Here is a 17,066-nt window from a genome sequence, read left to right as displayed (position 1 = left end):
CTTGCATGGGGGCCCCGCCACAAGCGGGGCCCTTGTTATTCCGCCGCCACCACGCCCACGGACTGCAGACGGATGTCCTGGGGGATTTCCGCCTGAGAAATGACGGGCACATTGGGCAGAAAGCGCGTCACCAGCTGGGCCAGATGGGGCCGGATGACGGGGTTGACCAGCAGGGCGGGCTGACCGTCGGTACTGACGGCATTTTCCACCGCTGCGTTGATGTTCTGCACCAGGCGCTGCGCCACGACCGGGTTGAGCGAAAGGAAGCTCGCGCCGTTGTCGGCATGGCGCACGCCCTCCTGCACTGCGCGTTCGGCGTTGGCGGCCAGGGTCAGCACGGGCAGCGCGCCCTGGCTGTCCAGATAGGGCCGCACAATGGAACGAGAGAGCCGTTCGCGTACATATTCCGTAAGCATTTCGGCATTTTTGACGCCAGGGCCGAAGTCCGCCAGGGTTTCCACAATGGTAAGCATATCCCGGATGCCGACGTTTTCGCGCACCAGCAGCTGCAGCACCTTCTGCACTGTGCCCAGGGGCAGAACGTTGGGCACCAGATCCTCCACGGCCTTGGGCGCGTGCTTGGCCAGGGTGTCCAGCAGGGCCTGCACGGCCTGACGGTCCAGAAAATCGGACAAATGTCGTTTGAAGACCTCGGTGAGGTGGGTGGCGATAACCGTGGCCGGGTCCACCACGGTATAGCCGGCCAGCATGGCTTCTTCCCGCTGGCTGGCGGGTATCCACAGGGCCGGCAGGTTGAAGGCCGGCTCGCGGGTTTCAATGCCGCTGATCTTGGTGGTCACGTTGCCGGGGTCCATGGCCAGGAAGTGGTCCACCAGTATTTCTGCCGAAGCCACCTGGTTGCCCTTGATCAGCAAGGCGTACTGCCCCGGCTTGAGCTGCAGGTTATCGCGCAGGTGCAGGGAGGGGATGACCACGCCCATATCCAGAGCGAACTGCCGCCGGATGGAGCGGATGCGCGCCAGCAGATTGCCGCTTTGCTCCTCATCTACCAGAGGGATGAGGCCGTAGCCCACTTCCAGCTCCAGAATATCCAGGGGCAGCAGGGCCTGCACTTCTTCCGGGGTGTCGGCAACGCCGGAGCCCTTGGCCTTGGCTTTGGCCTTGCTTTTGGCCGCAGCGGCGTCCTGGGCTTCCTCACGCTGCGCGCTCAGGCGGGACACGCTGAAGATGAGCGCAGAGAGGATAAGAAAGGGAATGGTGGGCAGGCCCGGAACCAGGGCAAACAGCAGCAGCACGGCGGAAACCAGCTTGAGGGCCCTGGCGTTGAAGGTGAGCTGGGCCAGAAATTCTTCGCCCATGCGGGCCTCGGAGGCCGCGCGCGAAACCAGCAGGCCCGTGCCCGTGGAAGTGACGATGGAAGGAATGGTGCTGACAAGACCATCGCCGATGGTCAGCAGGGAATAGGTGGTCAGGGCCGTGTTCCAGTCCATATCTTTCTGGACCATGCCGATGATGATGCCGCCCACGATGTTGACCAGGGTGATGAACATGCCGGCGTTGACGTCGCCGGAGACGAATTTGCACGCGCCGTCCATAGCGCCATAGAAGTCGGCCTCCTTCCGCATGGCGGCCCGGCGGTTGGTGGCTTCTTCCTCATCAATAAGCCCGGCGTTGAGGTCGGCCTCAATGGCCATCTGCTTGCCGGGCATGGCGTCCAGGGTAAAGCGCGCCGCCACTTCGGCGATGCGCGTGGTGCCCGCGGTGATGACCACCTTGTTGAGAATGAACAGAATAAGAAAGATGACCGCGCCCACCACATAGCTGCCGCCCACCACAAACTGGCCGAAAGCGCGGATGACCTCGCCCGCCGCGCTGGCCCCCATGTTGCCGTTGAGCAGAATCAACCTGGTGGAGGCCACGTTGAGCGAAAGCCGCAGCAAGGTGGTCACCAGCAGCAGAGAAGGAAAGATGGTGAACTCCAGCGGCGAAGTCATGAACATGGTGGTGATGAGAATGAGCAGAGAGATGGAAATGCTCACGCAGAGCATGATATCCAGAAAAAACGTGGGCAGAGGCACCAGCATGACAAAAAGAATGATGACCACGCCGGCGGCCAGGGCCACTTCGCCGTGCTTGGAAAAGCGGCTGTAGTCTATTTGCGGAAGGGTCGCTGTTGCCATTATTCTGACACCTCACTGTGGGGCCGCAGGGGCTGCGTCCGGACCTAGGCCGAACCGGGGCCGGCCGCGCGGGGCTTGAGCTTCCAGATGCTGGCCAGTATTGCGGCCACGGCCTTGTACAAATCTTCGGGGATCATGTCCCCCACTTCCACAGAACTATACAAAGCTCGTGCCAAGGGCACGTTCTCCCTGATGGGGATGCGATTTTCGCGGGCTATTTCCTTGATTTTCTCCGCCAGGTGGTCCGCCCCCTTGGCCAGCACCACCGGGGCCGGAGCCTCGGCGGTATTGTAGCGCAGGGCCACGGCAATGTGGGTGGGGTTGGTCACCACCACGTCGGCCTTGGGCACGCTCTGGAGCATGCGCTTGGACATGGCGGCCATCATTTTTTTGCGCTGCTGCCCTTTGATGATGGGGTCGCCTTCAGCCTGCTTCTGCTCATCCTTCACTTCGTCCTTAGTCATTTTCATGCCTTCGTTGTAGGCAAAGCGCGTCTGCCAGACGTCAAAGGCGGCAATGGCCAGGATGGGCAGCAGCGCATACCAGGCGAGTTTGAAGGCCATGCGCAGCATGTAGGCGGCCACGCCTTCGCTGGTGGCGTAGTACATGGGCAGAAAATTTTCATACTCCGCATAGAGCACATAGCCGGGAATGAGCGTAAGAATCAGGGAAAACAGCAGACTTTTGAGCGAACGCAGCAAGGTCTGGGGCGAAAGAAACATCTGCTTCAACCCCTTGATAAGGTTGAAGCGCTGCAGTTTGGGCTTGAAGACCTTGGTGGTCCAGAGCTTGCCCACCTGCAGACGCTGTGCCGCCAAAGCGCAGAGGGCCAGGGGCAGCAGCACGGGCAAAATGAGCTTGGCGACCTCTGCCATGAGGTCCAGACTAAGGCTGTAGACGTTTTCGGGGTTGGGGTCGAACTCCCAGGCATGGCCCAGAAAATGCCGGTACAGGGCTTTGATCCGCTCGGTCATGGGGCCGATCAGGGCATACAGGCAGAGCACCCCTGCCGTGAGGCTCACGGCCTTGCCCAGCTCCGCCGACTTGGGAACATTGCCCTCCTCCCGGTTTTTGCTGCGCCGTTTTGGTGTGGCTTGTTCCGTTCTGCTGGGATCCGTCTGCTTGCCGAACATGCGCCGCGCCCCCTTGCGTCGCCGCCCTGACGGCGGCTCTTGCCGAGGGAATAAAGCAAAAATCGTGCCCAGTTGCCAGCGGTAAGGAATCTTTCCTTTTCACGGCCCTGTGGGCTTGAGCGCCGCTGCCTTTGGCGTTATGTTCAACAACGCAACGCCACTTTCAAAAAATTGTCGGCGCCGCTCCCCGTGCAGGAGGCCCGCGTGTTTTACGGTTGGAAAATCAGCCTGCTTTCCATGAGCGGCAATTTTATGCTGCAGGGCACGGTGCTCTACTGCATGAACGCCTTTATGGAGCCCCTCTGCGCCCTCAACGGCTGGACGCGCGCAGAGCTCAACGTGGGCATGGGGCTGGCCACTCTTGTGGGGCAGATCGCCATGCCCCTGGCCGCCGGGCTCTGCGCCCGCCACTCCCTGCGACGCCTCATGACCATCGGGGCGTTCACCGGGGGCATCGCTACCATCCTGCTGGGCGGCACCACGAGTCTGCCCCTGTTTACCCTGCTCTTTACCGTGGCCTGGGTTTCCACCCAGATCTGCGGCGGCGTGGTGGGCAACGCCCTCGTGAGCAACTGGTTCCACCACTTCCGGGGCCGCGCCTTTGGTCTGGCCAATGCGGGCACCTCCCTTTCCGGCGTCATCCTGCCCTTGCTGAGCATGGTCCTCATCAATACCTTCAGCGTGGGCACGGCCTACCTGGCCCTGGGCCTGCTGACCTGTTCGCTGGCGCCCCTCTCCTGGCTCATGGTGCGCGACTCCCCCCAGGACATGCGCCTGCACCCCGATGGCCGCCGCCACGAACCCTACCAGCCCAAAAAGCGGCAGCACCAGGATACCTCCTTCAACGCCATGCTGCATACGCCCCAGGCCTACTGCATGGGGCTGGCCTTCGGCCTGGCCCTCATGGTGGGGTCTTCGGTCATGAGTCAAATGAAGCCCCGCTTCGCCGACCTGGGTCTGGCCCCCTACCCCGCCATGCTGCTGGCCTGCACTGCCGCCCTGTTTGCCGCTCTGGGCAAATACTTCTGGGGCTGGATCTGCGACAGGCTCACCCCCCTCACGGCCTCGCGTCTGGTCATGTCCACCTGTCTTGCCAGCATGGGCATGGGCTTCCTGCCCCACACCCTGCTCAACCTCGCCGTGTTCAGCGTAGTCTTCGGCGCCTGCATCGGCGGCCTGTGGACAGTGCTGCCCGCTGCGGTTTCCTACTACTTCGGCAGCGAAAACTTTTTGCCGTCCTACAAATTCGTGTCCATCTTCATTATTCTGCGCTGCGCCGGCTACCCCATCATGGGCTACGCCTACGACCTTACCGGCGGATACGCCGCTGCTGACGTGGTCTTTATGGGCGCGCTGGGCACGGCCCTGCTGCTGACCCTGTTTCTACGGGAAGACGACGCGGCGGAAAGCCTGGCCCACTACCGCCACGCCCCGCGCAAATCCGGGCAGAAAGGCAACGCATGAGCGCAGACCCGATTCTGGAAATCCACGGGCTGAGCCACGACGGCCGGGGCGTGGCGCGCCTGGACGGAACCGTGGTTTTTGTTGTGGGCGGCCTGCCGGGACAGCAGGTGCGCGCCAGGGTGCTGCGCCGCAAGCCCCGCTTCTGGGAGGCCGCCTCTACGGAAGTGCTGCGGCAAACCCCGGACGCGGTTCCGCCCCTTTGCCCGCACGGAGATGCCTGCGGCGGCTGCCCCTTGCAGACGCTGCCGCAGGCGCGTCAACTGGCCTGGAAGCGTACCCTGGTTCTGGACGCCCTGGAGCGCGTGGGCGGCCTGCCCCGCCCGGAGCTTGAAGCCCTGCTGGGACCGGTGGCGGCCTCGCCCGCCACAACACGCTTTCGCAACAAAATGGAGCTGGCCTTTGGCCCGGACGCAGCAGGCCTGCCCGTGCTGGGCCTGCGCGAGCGCGGCGGCCGCCGGGTGACGCCCGTGCCGGGCTGTACCCTGCTGCCGCCCGAAGCCCTGCGCATGGCCGCAGCAGCCCAAAACCTAGCCCAAGATCTGGCGCGCCGCAACGGCCTGAACGCCTGGAATGCCCCGGAGCAGCGCCATCAACCCGCACGGCGCAGGCAGAGCCGGACTTTTCAGAACCGGATGCTTCTGGGCAGGGACGCGGAGCAGGCCGGCGGCTTCTGGCGTTTTTTGACCTTGCGGCGCGGCCTGGCGGCGGATCTGCGCAGCCCGCGCTGGTGGGCGCTTTGCCTCACCAGCCCCGGCGACGCCACGGCGCGGGCCGCAGTACGCGGCCTGGGCCGGGAGCTGCTGGCCGCTTTCCCCCACATGGCGGCCTTTGTGCATGAAGAACGCGGCCGAGCGGACGCCCTGACTCTGGGCGAACGGCGGGTGGACGTGCTGGACGCCACGGGCCGGTCCCGGCCGGAGGCCGCCCGGCTCCATCTGCCCCTGCTGGGCCGATTTTTTACTCTGGACGTGGCCTCATTTTTTCAGGTCAATACCAGCGCGGCGCAGATTCTGGCCCGCACGGCCCTGGACCTGCTGCCGGAGGGCGGAGAAGAACTGCTGGACCTTTACTGCGGTGTGGGCGCGCCGGGCCTTTTGCTGGCCCCGGCCTTTTCCCGTTTGTACGGCGTGGAGCAGGATGCGCGCGCTGTGGCCCTGGCGCGGGAAAATGCCGCAGGCCTGAGCGTGGACCACTGCCGGTATGCGGCCGGGGACGCAGCGCTGCTGCTGCAGGAGCGGACGGCAACGGCGGATATGGTCCTGGCGGATCCGCCCCGCGCAGGCCTGGCCCCGGCGGCGCTCGCGGCACTGTTGCGGCTGCGGCCCAGGAGCATCCTTTACATTTCCTGCAATCCCGCGACCCTGGCGCGGGATGCCGCCTTGCTACGCGAAGGCTACCGGCTGGCGCGGCTGGCGGCGGTGGACCTCTTTCCCCACACCCCGCATGTGGAATGCCTGAGCCTGTGGCAAAGGCTGTAGCCGCCAATAAGGAAAAACAGCGACGCGCCTGCCACATAACAACGCGGGCGGCAGCCGCAAGGCGGTAACAAGGAAAAAGCGGACGACGGCACGCGGAACAGGGTAAAGAAGCCCGGACGAAAAAACCGCAGCGCAAAAAATGTGGAAAGGACGGCGGGCTTTTCCGGCCAAAGTCATTGACGCGTCCGAGAGCCTGTGATAATTTGAACAGCGTTGGGCGTACACGGTGGTTCCGCCGGGTGTGTTCCGGAGGCCGCATGTGGTTCAAGGATTTTCTCAAGCAGCAGCAAAGCGGCCTGGAGGCCATGGCCAACACCGGGGTCATCGGTCTGCATCTGGTCAGCGGGCCCGCTGTGGGTTTTGCCATCGGGTACGGGCTTGACCGCTGGCTGGGCACCAGCCCCTGGTGCAAACTGATTTTTCTGGTGGTGGGCATCGGCGCGGGTTTTTTAAACGTTTACCGCGACACGCGCGCCCTGCTGCGCAAGATTGAAGCCCAGGACGCCGCACGCCGGGCCGCCCTGACGCACGCAGCGGACGCGGAGCCTTCCGGGCAGCGCACTGCGGACAGCCCCGGGGGGAAAGGCCCCCACGGGCGCAACGCCGACAAGGCCAAAGGCCTGGCGCGAACGCAGGAAGCGGCACAACGCGCAACAGCCGTGCCGCCGTCGGCAGGACAAGCGGAAAGCGCGCCGCGGCTGACGGTTGCGGATGCGAACGCAGCCGCCGCACAGGCCCCACAGGACGACGCTTTGCCGGAAAAGACGACGCGGCGGACAGCGGACGCGGCACAGGGGAACACGGCGGACGCCGACCGGGGTGAACAGAGTGCGACGGATGTTCCATAGCATTGACGCCTGGTTATGGCGACGCGGCATTGACCATCCCGCTGTACGGGCCCTGCTGCGCAACGAAATTTTGCTCACAGCGCTGGCGCTGCTGGGCGGGGGTCTGCTCTTTGCGGTTACCCCCTGGGTTTTCTGGTTCGGGGTAGGTTTGGCCGTCATGGCCTGGACGTTCTGGTGCCTGGCGCGTTTCTTTCTGCGCCGCGGCCTGGGCGATTACAGCACGGCCTTTCTGCGCATTGTCATTGTGCGCTGGCTGGGCCGGCTGGCCGTGGTGGCCGCGATTCTGTACGCCGCCCTGGTCCACTGGGCCGCGCCGCCCCTGGCTCTGCTGGGCGGCATGGCCACGGCCTGCGCCTGTGCGCTGCTCAGCTACGCTCTGGCCGCGCACGAACAGGGCAAAGCCGGACGCCAGCGCAGATAAACTTTGCGAATATGTCTTCTCAAAGTTTACGGCACGCCCGTTCCGGCGCTTAAGCGCGCAAACAAATTGCGCTTATGCCTCTACGGCAGGCGGCTGCTTACGCAACCGCAGAGCATTGCAAGGTTGCAATGCCCTAGAACGGCGGAAGACAATTTTTCTGGGGAACGGCCCTCGGGCCACACAGCAACCGGCGCACAGCGCCTAGGCACAGGAGGCATGGCTCATGGCAGGTGGTTTGCCGCATCCGGTACTGCTCTCCACGTTTGTGGGTCTGGACAACGTCACCCTCGGCGGGCAGGTGGTGGAATTCAAGCACGTCTTCTATTCCTGGGTCTGTATGGCCATACTGTTTACCCTGGCCTGGATCATGCGCCGTCGCCTGACCCTGGTGCCCGGCGGGCTGCAGAACTTTTTTGAGGCCCTGGTCAACAGTCTTGAGGAATTCATCATCTACACCATGGGCGAAAACGGCCGCAAATATGTAGGCCTGCTCGTGGGCATGTTTATCTACATCCTGTCCATGAACCTCATCGGTCTGGTGCCCGGCTTTGACTCGCCCACGGCCAACCTCAATACCACCGTGTGCATGGCCCTGTTTGTGCTGATATTTTACAACGCCGTGGGCCTCATCCGCTGGAAGGGGCACTACATCCACCACTTTACCGGACCTTCCAAATTCCTCATCCCACTCATGTTTCCGCTGGAAATTGTGTCGCACCTTTCCCGCCCCATCTCGCTTTCCCTCCGTCTTTTCGGCAACCTGCGGGGCGAGGAAATTGTGCTGATTCTCTTCTTCGTCATGGCGCCCATTCTGGGTACCCTGCCCACCTATGCGCTGTTCCTGCTGGGCGAGCTCATGCAGGCCTTTGTGTTCTTTATGCTTACCATGTTCTACATCAAGGGCGCGCTGGAAGCCCCCGAACACTAGGAACCTTTGGCGCGGCCCCGAACGTCGCGCATACGCCGCATCTGCGGCCCGAATCTGCCGGGAATGGTCATTACGACCCAACCATACAACAGTGCAAGGAGAGTGTCTCATGCGCAAGATTCTGATGATCGCCCTCAACACCGTGGTCCTGATGGGCATGGCCAGCATGTCCTTCGCCGCCAGCAGCCTTGACGCCGCCGCCCTGGGCTACACCTGCCTGGCCGCCGCCCTCGGCATCGGCATCGCCGCCTTCGGCTGCGGCATCGGCATGGGCCTGGGCCTCAAAGGCGCCTGCGAAGGCGTTGCCCGCAACCCTGACGTGAGCGGCAAAATCACCGGCACCATGATTCTGGCCTTCGCCTTCATTGAATCTCTGGCCATTTACGCCCTGGTTATCAGCTTCATCCTGCTGTACGCCAACCCCTACGCGTAAGGCCGGACCAGCCATTGTCCACAAGGGCGGCTCCTCGGGGCCGCCTTTTTCGTGTCGTGGGCGGCAGTGCGCCGCGTTGCGGCACGCGGCGCGAGCCCGCACCAAACCGGAGTTCCTCCCGCCCATGGCGCACTTGTGCCCTGCTCCGCAGCCGACGAGCGCAGCGTCATTGCGGCTTGTTCGGTCGTCCCTTCGCGGGGGCGTAGATTCTGCTCCGCAACCACCGCGCGCAAAGCTGTCGCGGCCCCATGGACACATGGACTTTTGCGCGGAACTTGGTTATAGAATTCTGCTCAAAAACGTTACTCAGGCCGCAGGAACACGCCATGCCCAAACAGGACCACATCCGCAATTTTTGCATCATTGCCCACATCGACCATGGTAAATCCACCTTGGCCGACCGCATTCTGGAACTGACCAACGTGGTCAGCCAGCGTGAGGCCCGCCAGCAGTATCTGGACAGGATGGACCTGGAGCGTGAGCGCGGCATCACCATTAAGGCGCAAACCGTGCGCATTCCCTACACTGCCGCCGACGGCCGCACCTACGAGCTTAACCTCATTGATACGCCCGGCCATGTGGACTTCAATTACGAAGTTTCGCGCTCCCTGGCGGCCTGCGAAGGCGCCCTGCTGGTGGTGGACGCCACCCAGGGCGTGGAAGCGCAGACCCTGGCCAACGTTTACCTGGCCCTGGACCACGACCACGAAATCATCCCCGTACTGAACAAAATAGACCTGCCCAGCTCGGATGTGGAGCGCGTCAAGGCCGAAATAGAAGAAAGCATCGGCCTGGACTGCTCCGAGGCCTTGCCTGTTTCGGCCAAGACCGGGCAGGGCGTGGACCAGGTGCTGGAGGCCATTGTCCACCGCCTGCCCGCGCCGGAGGGCAACCCCGAAGCTCCGCTCAAAGCGCTGATTTTTGACTCCTGGTACGACAGTTACCAGGGCGTGGTAATCCTGTTTCGGGTCATGGACGGCCGCGCGCGCGTGGGCGACACGGTGCGCCTTATGAGCACGGGCAAGGAATATGAAGTGCTGCGTCTGGGCGTGTTCTCCCCCGAAGCCAAGGACGTGCCCCAGCTGCAGGCTGGTGAAGTGGGCTTTTTGTGCGGCTCCATCAAGGCCTTGGGCGACGCCAAGGTGGGCGACACCATTACTCTGGCCGACAACCCCGCCGATGCCCCCGTGCCGGGCTTCAAGGACGTAAAGCCCATGGTCTTCTGCGGGCTCTACCCCACCGAGTCTGAAGACTACGAAAACCTTAAGGCCGCGCTGGAAAAGCTGCAGCTTAATGACGCGGCCTTTACCTTTGAACCGGAAACCTCGCAGGCTCTGGGCTTTGGCTTCCGCTGCGGCTTTCTGGGCCTGCTGCACATGGAAATCATTCAGGAGCGCCTGGAGCGGGAGTTCGAAGTCGGTCTCATCGCCACTGCCCCTTCGGTTATCTACAAGGTGGAAACCAGCGACGGCAAAACCCTGGAGATCGACAACCCCAGCCGCCTGCCGGACCCCACCAAAATCCGCGCGCTCTATGAACCCTATGTGAACATGGATATCCATGTGCCCAACGAATACGTGGGCAACGTCATGAAACTGTGCGAAGAAAAGCGCGGCTTCCAAAAAAACCTGCACTATCTGGCCACCAACCGCGTGGTGCTCACCTACGAACTGCCCTTTGCCGAAATCGTCTACGACTTTTTTGACCGGCTCAAGTCCGCCACCAAGGGCTACGCCTCCATGGACTACCACCCGCTGGACTACCGCGCTGCGGACCTGGTGCGCCTGGACATTCTGCTCAATGGCGAACCCGTGGACGCTCTGGCCGTCATCGTGCACCGCGACCGCGCCTATACCTACGGCCGGGCCCTGGCCCTCAAACTTAAGCGCAGCATCCCGCGCCAGCTCTTCCAGGTAGCCATCCAGGCTGCCATCGGCCAAAAGATCATTGCCCGCGAAACCGTCTCGGCCTTCCGCAAGGACGTGACCGCCAAGTGCTACGGCGGCGACATTACCCGCAAGCGTAAGCTGTTGGAAAAACAGAAGGAAGGCAAAAAACGCATGAAGCGCATGGGCAATGTGGAACTGCCGCAGGAGGCTTTTTTGGCCGCGCTCAAAGTGGGCGACGAATAGGCTCCACTTGCAATTGCGCTGGCCACTGCTTACGCAACCGCCAGGGCATTGTAACATTGAAATGCCCTGCAACCTCCTGACACAACACGCGGCAACACTGCAGCAAGGCGTTTGCGCCCACGCAGAAAATAACAAGAGGCGCCCTTGCGGGCGCCTCTTGATGTTGTGATGGCGTTGTTCCGGAGCCGAACTTACATGGTCGAGCCGGAAGCGGCGCGCTGCATTTTGATTTCCACCTTTTCGGTGAGGCTGGAATAGTACTCACGCAGGATAACGAGCACTTCTTCACGGCCGAAGTGATCCGGCACTTCCGCGCCTTCGGAGAGCATCTTGCGCAGCTTGGTGCCGGACAGGATAACGCGATCTTCCTTGCCGTGGGGGCAGGTGCGCATGCTGGCCATGCCGTCGCACTTTTTGCAGTAGAAGGTCCAGTCGATGTTCAGCGGATGGCAGAGCAGGCGCTTGCCTTCTTCGGCGGGCTGGGGAATCTTGCGGAAGATTTCCTGCGCTTCAAACATGCCGTAGAAGTCGCCCACACCGGCGTGGTCGCGGCCCACGATGAGGTTGTTGATGCCGTAGTTCTGGCGGAAGGTGGCGTGCAGCAGGGCTTCGCGGGGCCCGGCGTAGCGCATGTCCAGAGGATAACCGGCCTGGATGACGAAGTCTTTGACAAAGTATTTGTCCACCAAGGTGTCAATGCACTTCACGCGGACTTCGGCCGGGATGTCGCCGGGCTTGAGGGAGCCCACCAGAGAGTGGATGACCACGCCGTCGCAGACTTCCACGGCAATTTTGGCCAGGTATTCATGCGAGCGGTGCATGGGGTTGCGCAGCTGCAGGGCGGCCACTTTCTGCCAGCCGCGTTCGTCCATCTTGGCGCGCAGCTGGGCGGGGGTCATGTACACACCGGGGAACTTCTCAGGATATTCGCCCTGCGAAAGCACTTTGACGGGGCCGGCCAGGTTGAATTCCTTCTGGGCCAGCACCATTTTCACGCCGGGGTGGTCGCTGGGGGCCACTTCCCAAAACTTTTCGGAGTCCGGGCCGGAGCCTTTGAACACCAGCTCGCATTCCCACTTTTTGTCGGCCTCGGTCATCTCGTAGACTTCCTCGACCTTCATGGTGGCCATAATCTCGCCCTTGCGGACCAGGGCCACTTCCTCACCGGGTTTCAGGCCCTTGGCATCAGCGGCGGCGATGTCCAGGGTCACCGGAACGGGCCAGAAGGTGCCGTCGGAAAGCGTCATTTTTTCGCAAACGCTCTTCCAGTCGGCCTTGTTCATGAAGCCTTTGAGGGGCGAAAAGCCGCCAATGCCCATCATGATCAGGTCGCCCTTGGCGCGAGAAGAAATTTCGATCTGCTTCAAGCCAGCGGCTTTTTTCTTTTCGTCTTCCAGGGCCTTGCCTTCCAGAAGGCAACAGACCAGGCCCTTGCCGCCATGAGGAGCTACCAGTTTGGACATCGCGAAATCCTCCGTGTTTTGGTTATGGGCGCCTCCCCCTGGGGCTGGCGTGCCGGCGCGCCAAGAGGGAGGACTGCTTTCAAAAGCATCTTGTGAATAATCTAACAAAAAGTCAACCATCTCCCCAAAAAAATCTCGGCTCCGCACCCCAAAAAGAAGACCGGGGGCGGTGCTGTCCCGTTTACGGATAATTCAGCATAGCCTGAACCACGGCAAAAGAGAAGGGGGAAATATGAAAAAAGTGTGCCCGTCCGGCGTCAAAAAAGGCTGATGGCGCTTTTTTTCTCAAGCATGGCGCAGGCCTTGGCCGCGCTGCTGCTTTTTCCGTCCGGGAAAATATGCAGAAGACAACCCGGCCCGCCCCCGGCGTGACGCCAGACCAGCGCAGAAACCCGGCAGGATCAGGCCATGGTTGCCTGTCCTGCCGGGTTTCTGGCCGGGTTTCTGGCCGGGTTTCTGTTCAGCGGCGCGCACGCCCGCTTGCACGGCGCAAGAGGATATTGCCGGGGCCGTCAGCCTAGAGCATTTAACACTTGAAATGCTCACTTACGGCAGGCAAAAGCCTGCCTTCGCGCATTTCGTGGCAAGGATTTTCAAGAAAATCCTTGCAGAGCAGTTAGCTCATTTCATTCGCTAACGGCTCTAGTTCTCCGTGCCCCCCTGGGTTTCCACCAGTTTCTGCATGGGCCAGCCGTGGGCCGCAGCCGCGGCCCGGGTTTTGGGCCCGCCCAGCACGCAAACGGCCCCCTCGCGCGCGGCCGTGGCCAGCACGTCGGCAAACTCTTTAAAGTGACGCGGCGTGGTGCCGAGGATTTCCTCACGCATGAGCGCGCGGGCCGCGTCCGTATCGTCCGTGAGCCAGCGGGCCAGAGACTGCGCGCCCTTAGCGTCGGGAAGTTGATAGGCGTCCAGATCGCCGATGGCCCCCACAATGGCCTGGGTGAGCTGGGCCGCATCTGGGGTAAAGGAGCGCAGAAAATCCGCCATGCCGTCAAAGGCGCTCAGGGTGTCGTCCACATTGGGATCGCGGTAGGAAGAGCAGACCAGGGTGCCGCCCAGGCGGTCCAGACCGCAAAAGGCCCCGTAGGCCCCGCCGCGCACGCGCACCTGCTCCCACAGATAGCCCATGCGCAGATAGCGCAGGATGGCGCTGGCCGAACCGTGATAGGTGTAGCCCAAATCATAGAGGTTGGCGGCCTTGCCCACATAGTTGATCTGGGCGGGGGCCACAAAGGCTTCACCAGCAGGCAGATCCAGGGGGGCCGCGCCCAAATCGCCCCGCCCGCCGGCCCGCACGGGCGGCAGGGCCCGCAGCAGCTGCCGGGCGTGGGTTTCGGCCAGGGCCAGGCCCTCGGCCTCGGCCGTGCAGTCAAACACAGCGCCGGGCCGGGCCACAATGCGACGGCGCAGCTCTTCCAGATCGTCCAGCAGGGCTTGCGGCTCGGCCTCCAGACGCCGCAGATAGCCGCGCACGCTTTCCAGATAGCTCAGGCCCGTGGTGCGTTCGGCCAGGGCCCCCGCGCCCGTGTACCGCGCCCGCAGCCGGGCGCTCACAGCGGCGTGCCCCGCTGCCTGCAGGCCGTGTTCCAGCCGCGCCCTGGCCTCCAGCAGCATCTGGCGCAGGCGCTCGCCCAACACAGCCGCATCGGTCTGGGGCTCCAACAAAACTTCGGCCACAAGTTCAAAGAGATCCGGCAGCTTATCATACACCGTCTTGCCCGACAGGCTGAGGCAGCTCACGGTCTTGCGGCTGCCGCGCACCACCCCCAGCAAGGGGTCGGCCCCCAGGCCGCCGGTTTTGGCGGCCATGAGCGCGCCCAGTTCCGTATAGTCCCGCCGGGCCGTGCCTGTTTCCGTGAGACTGCGGGCAAACAGGGGCAGCAGGGGGGCCAGGCGGTCGGGCACGTTTTCCAGCGGCAACAACAGGGTGACGTAGGCAATGCCCCTGGTGGGCAGCTCATGGCTGAGGGCCGTTTCCGGCCATTGGGCTACAGCGCGGGGGATAACGGCGTTTTCTCGCGGCAGATCGTCCAGGCCCAGGGCCGGGATGCTGGCCAGGGCCTCCGGGCTGTCGGGCGCGGTCTGGGCTTCCTGCAGACGACGGGTTTCCGCCACCAGGGCGGCGCGTTCCTCCGGTCCGGCAGCGGCCTGCACGGCGGCCACACGGGCGGCCTCGTCCGCCTCCCGCCGCGCGCCCAGTCCGGCGTCGGGCAGCAGCACCACCGTGGCGCGGTGGGCGTTATTCAGGAAGTTGTCGGCAATGGCCGCTTCAAACAGCTTTTCACCGGCGGCCAGACGGTCCTTAATGGCGGTGAGCGGCGCCTCCCAGGCCAAGGGGGCCAAGGGATCGCCGTCGTAAAGCCAGGTGGAGAGGGCCTGAATCATGGCGCTCAGTCCGCGGGGAAAGCGCCCGGAATTGTTCTCGCGGTAGGCAAATTCCACGCTGTTGACGGCAGCCTCCACAGCGGCGGCGGGAATGCCCGTGCGTGTCAGGTCCGCCAACGTATCAAAAATAAGGGCCTCGGCCTGGGCTACGTCGGCCGGGGCCACGCCCTTGAGGCCTGTGGAGTAGTACATCTGGCGCAGGTCCGTTTCCAGACCGCAGCCAGTGGTGTCCTCGCCCAGACCGGAGGCGATCAGCGCCTTGCGCAGGGGCGAACCGGGCAGACCTTCCAGAACGTGCTCCAGCATTTCCATAAGCAGAGCCTGGTGCACGTCGCCGCGTTCGCCCAGCAGCCAGTTGACCGTAAACAGGGCGCGGGTTTCGCCCGCCGCTGCGGCATAGGGCAGTTCCAGCCGCCGGGGCGTGGTGAGCCGGGGCTGCAGGGGCACGACGGAATCCACGGGCCGGGCCGCGTAACCCTGCAGGGCTTCGTCCAGCAGGCGCAGACGCTCCTCCTCCGGGTCGTCGCCCCAGAAGAAAAAGCGGGCATTGCTGGGGTGGTAGTAACGGCTGTGAAAATCGTGAAAGGCCGTATAGGTCAGGTCCGGGATGTGCTCAGGATTGCCGCCGGAATCCAGGCTGTACAGGGTGTTCGGGAACAGGGCCTGCTGGCTCTGCTCGGCCAGGATGGAATCGGGCGAAGAATAAACGCCCTTCATCTCATTATAGACCACGCCCTTGTAGGCCCAGGGACCGTCGGACGCAGGGGCCTCCACATGCCAGCCCTCCTGTTTGAAGATGTCTTCGCTGATGCGCGGATGGAACACGGCGTCGATGTAGACATCCACCAGGTTGTAAAAATCGCGCAGATTGCAGCTGGCTACGGGATAGCAGGTCTTGTCCGGAAAGGTGAAGGCATTAAGAAAGGTCTGCAGAGAGCCCTTGAGCAGTTCCACAAAGGGTTCCTTCACCGGATACTTGGCCGAACCGCAGAGCACAGAATGCTCCAGGATGTGGGCCACACCTGTGGAATCCGCCGGGGGCGTGCGAAAGCTGACCCCAAAACACTTATTCTCGTCCGTATTGCAGACGGAAAGCAGCGCCGTGCCCGTGACTTCGTGCCGCCAGAGCCGCGCCGTGCCGCCGACCTCGTGCAGATCTTTTTCCGTAAACAGTGTGAAACCGTGCTTGTTCATTGCTGTTCCTTCAAAGGAAGTGGATTTTTGGGGATGCCGACGGCAGCGCGTCGGCCCGTGTGGGGAAAGGCGGCCCTTTGCGGACGCCCTAGGAAGATACGCGCGTGCCAGAGCAGATTACCTTTGAGAATGCATACGCGAAAGGTTACGGCACGCGCGTTCCGGCGCTTACGTGCGCAACTGCATAGCGCTGCCGTCTTTGCCCGCCGTAACGGGCCAAGCTCCTGCGCCGCAACGGCTGCAGCTACGCTTGCGCCTCCACGGCGGGCGTCTGCTTACGCAACCGCCAGGGCATTGCAAAATTGCAATGCCCTAACGCTCCACAGGAAAAATATTACGGAAGACCACCGCCCCATCCTGAGAATGTACTTCCAGGAAAACCTGGGCGTTGGTCATACGGCTGCGCCCCGCGTCCACCATCATGACCGCGCGCTTAAAACGGTTGATGCGAAAGCTGGCCGCGCTGTCCGGGTTCGCATCCAGGGTACGGCGTTTGCCGTCGGCCGTGAGCAGCACGGCGCTGACCGTGCCGACGGCAATCTTCTGACTGTCCGTATTGCGCAGGTCCAGGGCAATGCGCAGCCTGCCCCCGCGCAAAGCGCGGACCTGCACGTTGCTCACCGCCACATACCCCGTATCCACGGCCGGGAAGGCCTCATGGCCCGGCCCATCGGCGGACGCGGACTCTGCAGGAGGGGCCTCCTCTTCGTCTACGGCGTTGAGGCGGCGCAGCACCAGCTCCCTGCCGGACAGATTTTCTTCCCGCAGCAGGGCCTCCAGATTTTCCAGGCGCTCGGCCGTGGCCTGGGCGGCCTGGTAATCGCTTTCAAAACGGAGCACATTTTCGCGCAGCTGTAGATTCTGCTGCCACAGCCGCCAGCACTGCCAGCCCAGCAGTGCGCAGAACACAGGCAGACTGGCGCAGAGCAGAAGCAGCAGACGGAAGCTGCCCTGCCGCACCCGATAGCTGCGGCGCGGACCCGCGTCGGGCATGAACATGATGCAGAGGTTGGTCTTATAGCCCAAGGTCGGCTCCACGCCGCAAC

The 17,066-nt window shown here is 63.1% G+C and carries 13 protein-coding genes; 8 read left to right on the top strand and 5 right to left on the bottom strand.

The genetic code is table 11. The features are described from left to right. Positions 1–35: 35 nt before the first annotated feature. Together flhA and flhB are read right to left on the bottom strand one after the other, a co-directional pair. Positions 36–2,141 carry a flagellar biosynthesis protein FlhA gene (gene flhA, locus EB812_RS05055; RefSeq protein ID WP_118230588.1) on the bottom strand — a complete coding sequence of 702 codons (2,106 nt, stop codon included), beginning with the start codon at positions 2,139–2,141 and terminating at the stop codon, positions 36–38. 44 nt (positions 2,142–2,185) lie between these two features. Continuing rightward, positions 2,186–3,274, bottom strand: a complete 1,089-nt coding sequence (flhB, locus tag EB812_RS05050; protein ID WP_118230587.1) for a flagellar biosynthesis protein FlhB — start codon at positions 3,272–3,274, stop codon at positions 2,186–2,188. Positions 3,275–3,478: 204 nt separating this feature from the next. On the opposite strand from flhB, the gene EB812_RS05045 reads away from it, so the two are divergent. The 7 genes from EB812_RS05045 (at position 3,479) to lepA (ending at position 10,978) form a co-directional block, all read left to right on the top strand. Next, positions 3,479–4,738: an MFS transporter gene (locus tag EB812_RS05045; protein ID WP_118230586.1), complete on the top strand. Its 1,260-nt coding sequence runs from the start codon at positions 3,479–3,481 to the stop codon at positions 4,736–4,738. Further along, positions 4,735–6,216 (top strand): class I SAM-dependent RNA methyltransferase, encoded by a 1,482-nt coding sequence (locus EB812_RS05040; RefSeq protein ID WP_118230585.1) that lies wholly within the window; start codon positions 4,735–4,737, stop codon positions 6,214–6,216. Before EB812_RS05045 ends, EB812_RS05040 begins: the two co-directional genes overlap by 4 nt. Before the next feature lie 257 nt (positions 6,217–6,473). After that, a complete protein-coding gene (locus EB812_RS11815; RefSeq protein ID WP_242621202.1) occupies positions 6,474–7,064 on the top strand; it encodes an AtpZ/AtpI family protein in 591 nt (196 codons plus the stop codon). Continuing rightward, complete coding sequence (locus EB812_RS05030) at positions 7,054–7,485, top strand: hypothetical protein (RefSeq protein ID WP_118230584.1); 432 nt, start codon at positions 7,054–7,056, stop codon at positions 7,483–7,485. Before EB812_RS11815 ends, EB812_RS05030 begins: the two co-directional genes overlap by 11 nt. 223 nt (positions 7,486–7,708) lie before the next feature. Beyond that, complete coding sequence (atpB, locus tag EB812_RS05025) at positions 7,709–8,413, top strand: F0F1 ATP synthase subunit A (RefSeq protein WP_118230583.1); 705 nt, start codon at positions 7,709–7,711, stop codon at positions 8,411–8,413. 109 nt (positions 8,414–8,522) lie between these two features. Next, positions 8,523–8,846 carry an ATP synthase F0 subunit C gene (atpE, locus tag EB812_RS05020; protein WP_118230582.1) on the top strand — a complete coding sequence of 108 codons (324 nt, stop codon included), beginning with the start codon at positions 8,523–8,525 and terminating at the stop codon, positions 8,844–8,846. A 326-nt stretch (positions 8,847–9,172) separates the two neighbouring features. Further along, positions 9,173–10,978: a translation elongation factor 4 gene (gene lepA / locus EB812_RS05015; protein WP_118230581.1), complete on the top strand. Its 1,806-nt coding sequence runs from the start codon at positions 9,173–9,175 to the stop codon at positions 10,976–10,978. A 191-nt stretch (positions 10,979–11,169) separates the two neighbouring features. On the opposite strand, the gene sat is transcribed toward lepA, so the two are convergent. Next, the gene (sat, locus tag EB812_RS05010) at positions 11,170–12,441 is read right to left on the bottom strand and encodes a sulfate adenylyltransferase (RefSeq protein ID WP_118230580.1); all 1,272 of its coding nucleotides are present in this window, start codon (positions 12,439–12,441) and stop codon (positions 11,170–11,172) included. 412 nt (positions 12,442–12,853) lie between these two features. Between sat and EB812_RS05005 the strand changes: the two genes are divergently transcribed. Beyond that, a complete protein-coding gene (locus EB812_RS05005; protein WP_130957896.1) occupies positions 12,854–13,078 on the top strand; it encodes a hypothetical protein in 225 nt (74 codons plus the stop codon). A gap of 5 nt (positions 13,079–13,083) precedes the next feature. Here the strand turns inward: EB812_RS05005 and EB812_RS05000 are convergent, their stop codons facing one another. Continuing rightward, positions 13,084–16,020: an insulinase family protein gene (locus EB812_RS05000; RefSeq protein WP_118230579.1), complete on the bottom strand. Its 2,937-nt coding sequence runs from the start codon at positions 16,018–16,020 to the stop codon at positions 13,084–13,086. Between the two features lie 312 nt (positions 16,021–16,332). Continuing rightward, complete coding sequence (locus EB812_RS04995; RefSeq protein ID WP_118230578.1) at positions 16,333–17,046, bottom strand: hypothetical protein; 714 nt, start codon at positions 17,044–17,046, stop codon at positions 16,333–16,335. Positions 17,047–17,066: the final 20 nt, after the last annotated feature.

This window comes from Desulfovibrio legallii, assembly GCF_004309735.1.
In the GTDB taxonomy this organism is placed as follows: Bacteria; Desulfobacterota; Desulfovibrionia; order Desulfovibrionales; family Desulfovibrionaceae; genus Desulfovibrio; species Desulfovibrio legallii.
This window is presented reverse-complemented; position numbering and strand designations above follow the sequence as displayed.

Bases quoted from the DNA above. Each gene is read 5' to 3' on its own strand.
- flhA (WP_118230588.1), bottom strand. From the start codon at position 2,141: ATGGCAACAGCGACCCTTCCGCAAATAGACTACAGCCGCTTTTCCAAG.
- flhB (WP_118230587.1), bottom strand. From the start codon at position 3,274: ATGTTCGGCAAGCAGACGGATCCCAGCAGAACGGAACAAGCCACACCA.
- EB812_RS05040 (WP_118230585.1), top strand. From the start codon at position 4,735: ATGAGCGCAGACCCGATTCTGGAAATCCACGGGCTGAGCCACGACGGC.
- EB812_RS11815 (WP_242621202.1), top strand. From the start codon at position 6,474: ATGTGGTTCAAGGATTTTCTCAAGCAGCAGCAAAGCGGCCTGGAGGCC.
- EB812_RS05030 (WP_118230584.1), top strand. From the start codon at position 7,054: ATGTTCCATAGCATTGACGCCTGGTTATGGCGACGCGGCATTGACCAT.
- atpB (WP_118230583.1), top strand. From the start codon at position 7,709: ATGGCAGGTGGTTTGCCGCATCCGGTACTGCTCTCCACGTTTGTGGGT.
- atpE (WP_118230582.1), top strand. From the start codon at position 8,523: ATGCGCAAGATTCTGATGATCGCCCTCAACACCGTGGTCCTGATGGGC.
- lepA (WP_118230581.1), top strand. From the start codon at position 9,173: ATGCCCAAACAGGACCACATCCGCAATTTTTGCATCATTGCCCACATC.
- sat (WP_118230580.1), bottom strand. From the start codon at position 12,441: ATGTCCAAACTGGTAGCTCCTCATGGCGGCAAGGGCCTGGTCTGTTGC.
- EB812_RS05000 (WP_118230579.1), bottom strand. From the start codon at position 16,020: ATGAACAAGCACGGTTTCACACTGTTTACGGAAAAAGATCTGCACGAG.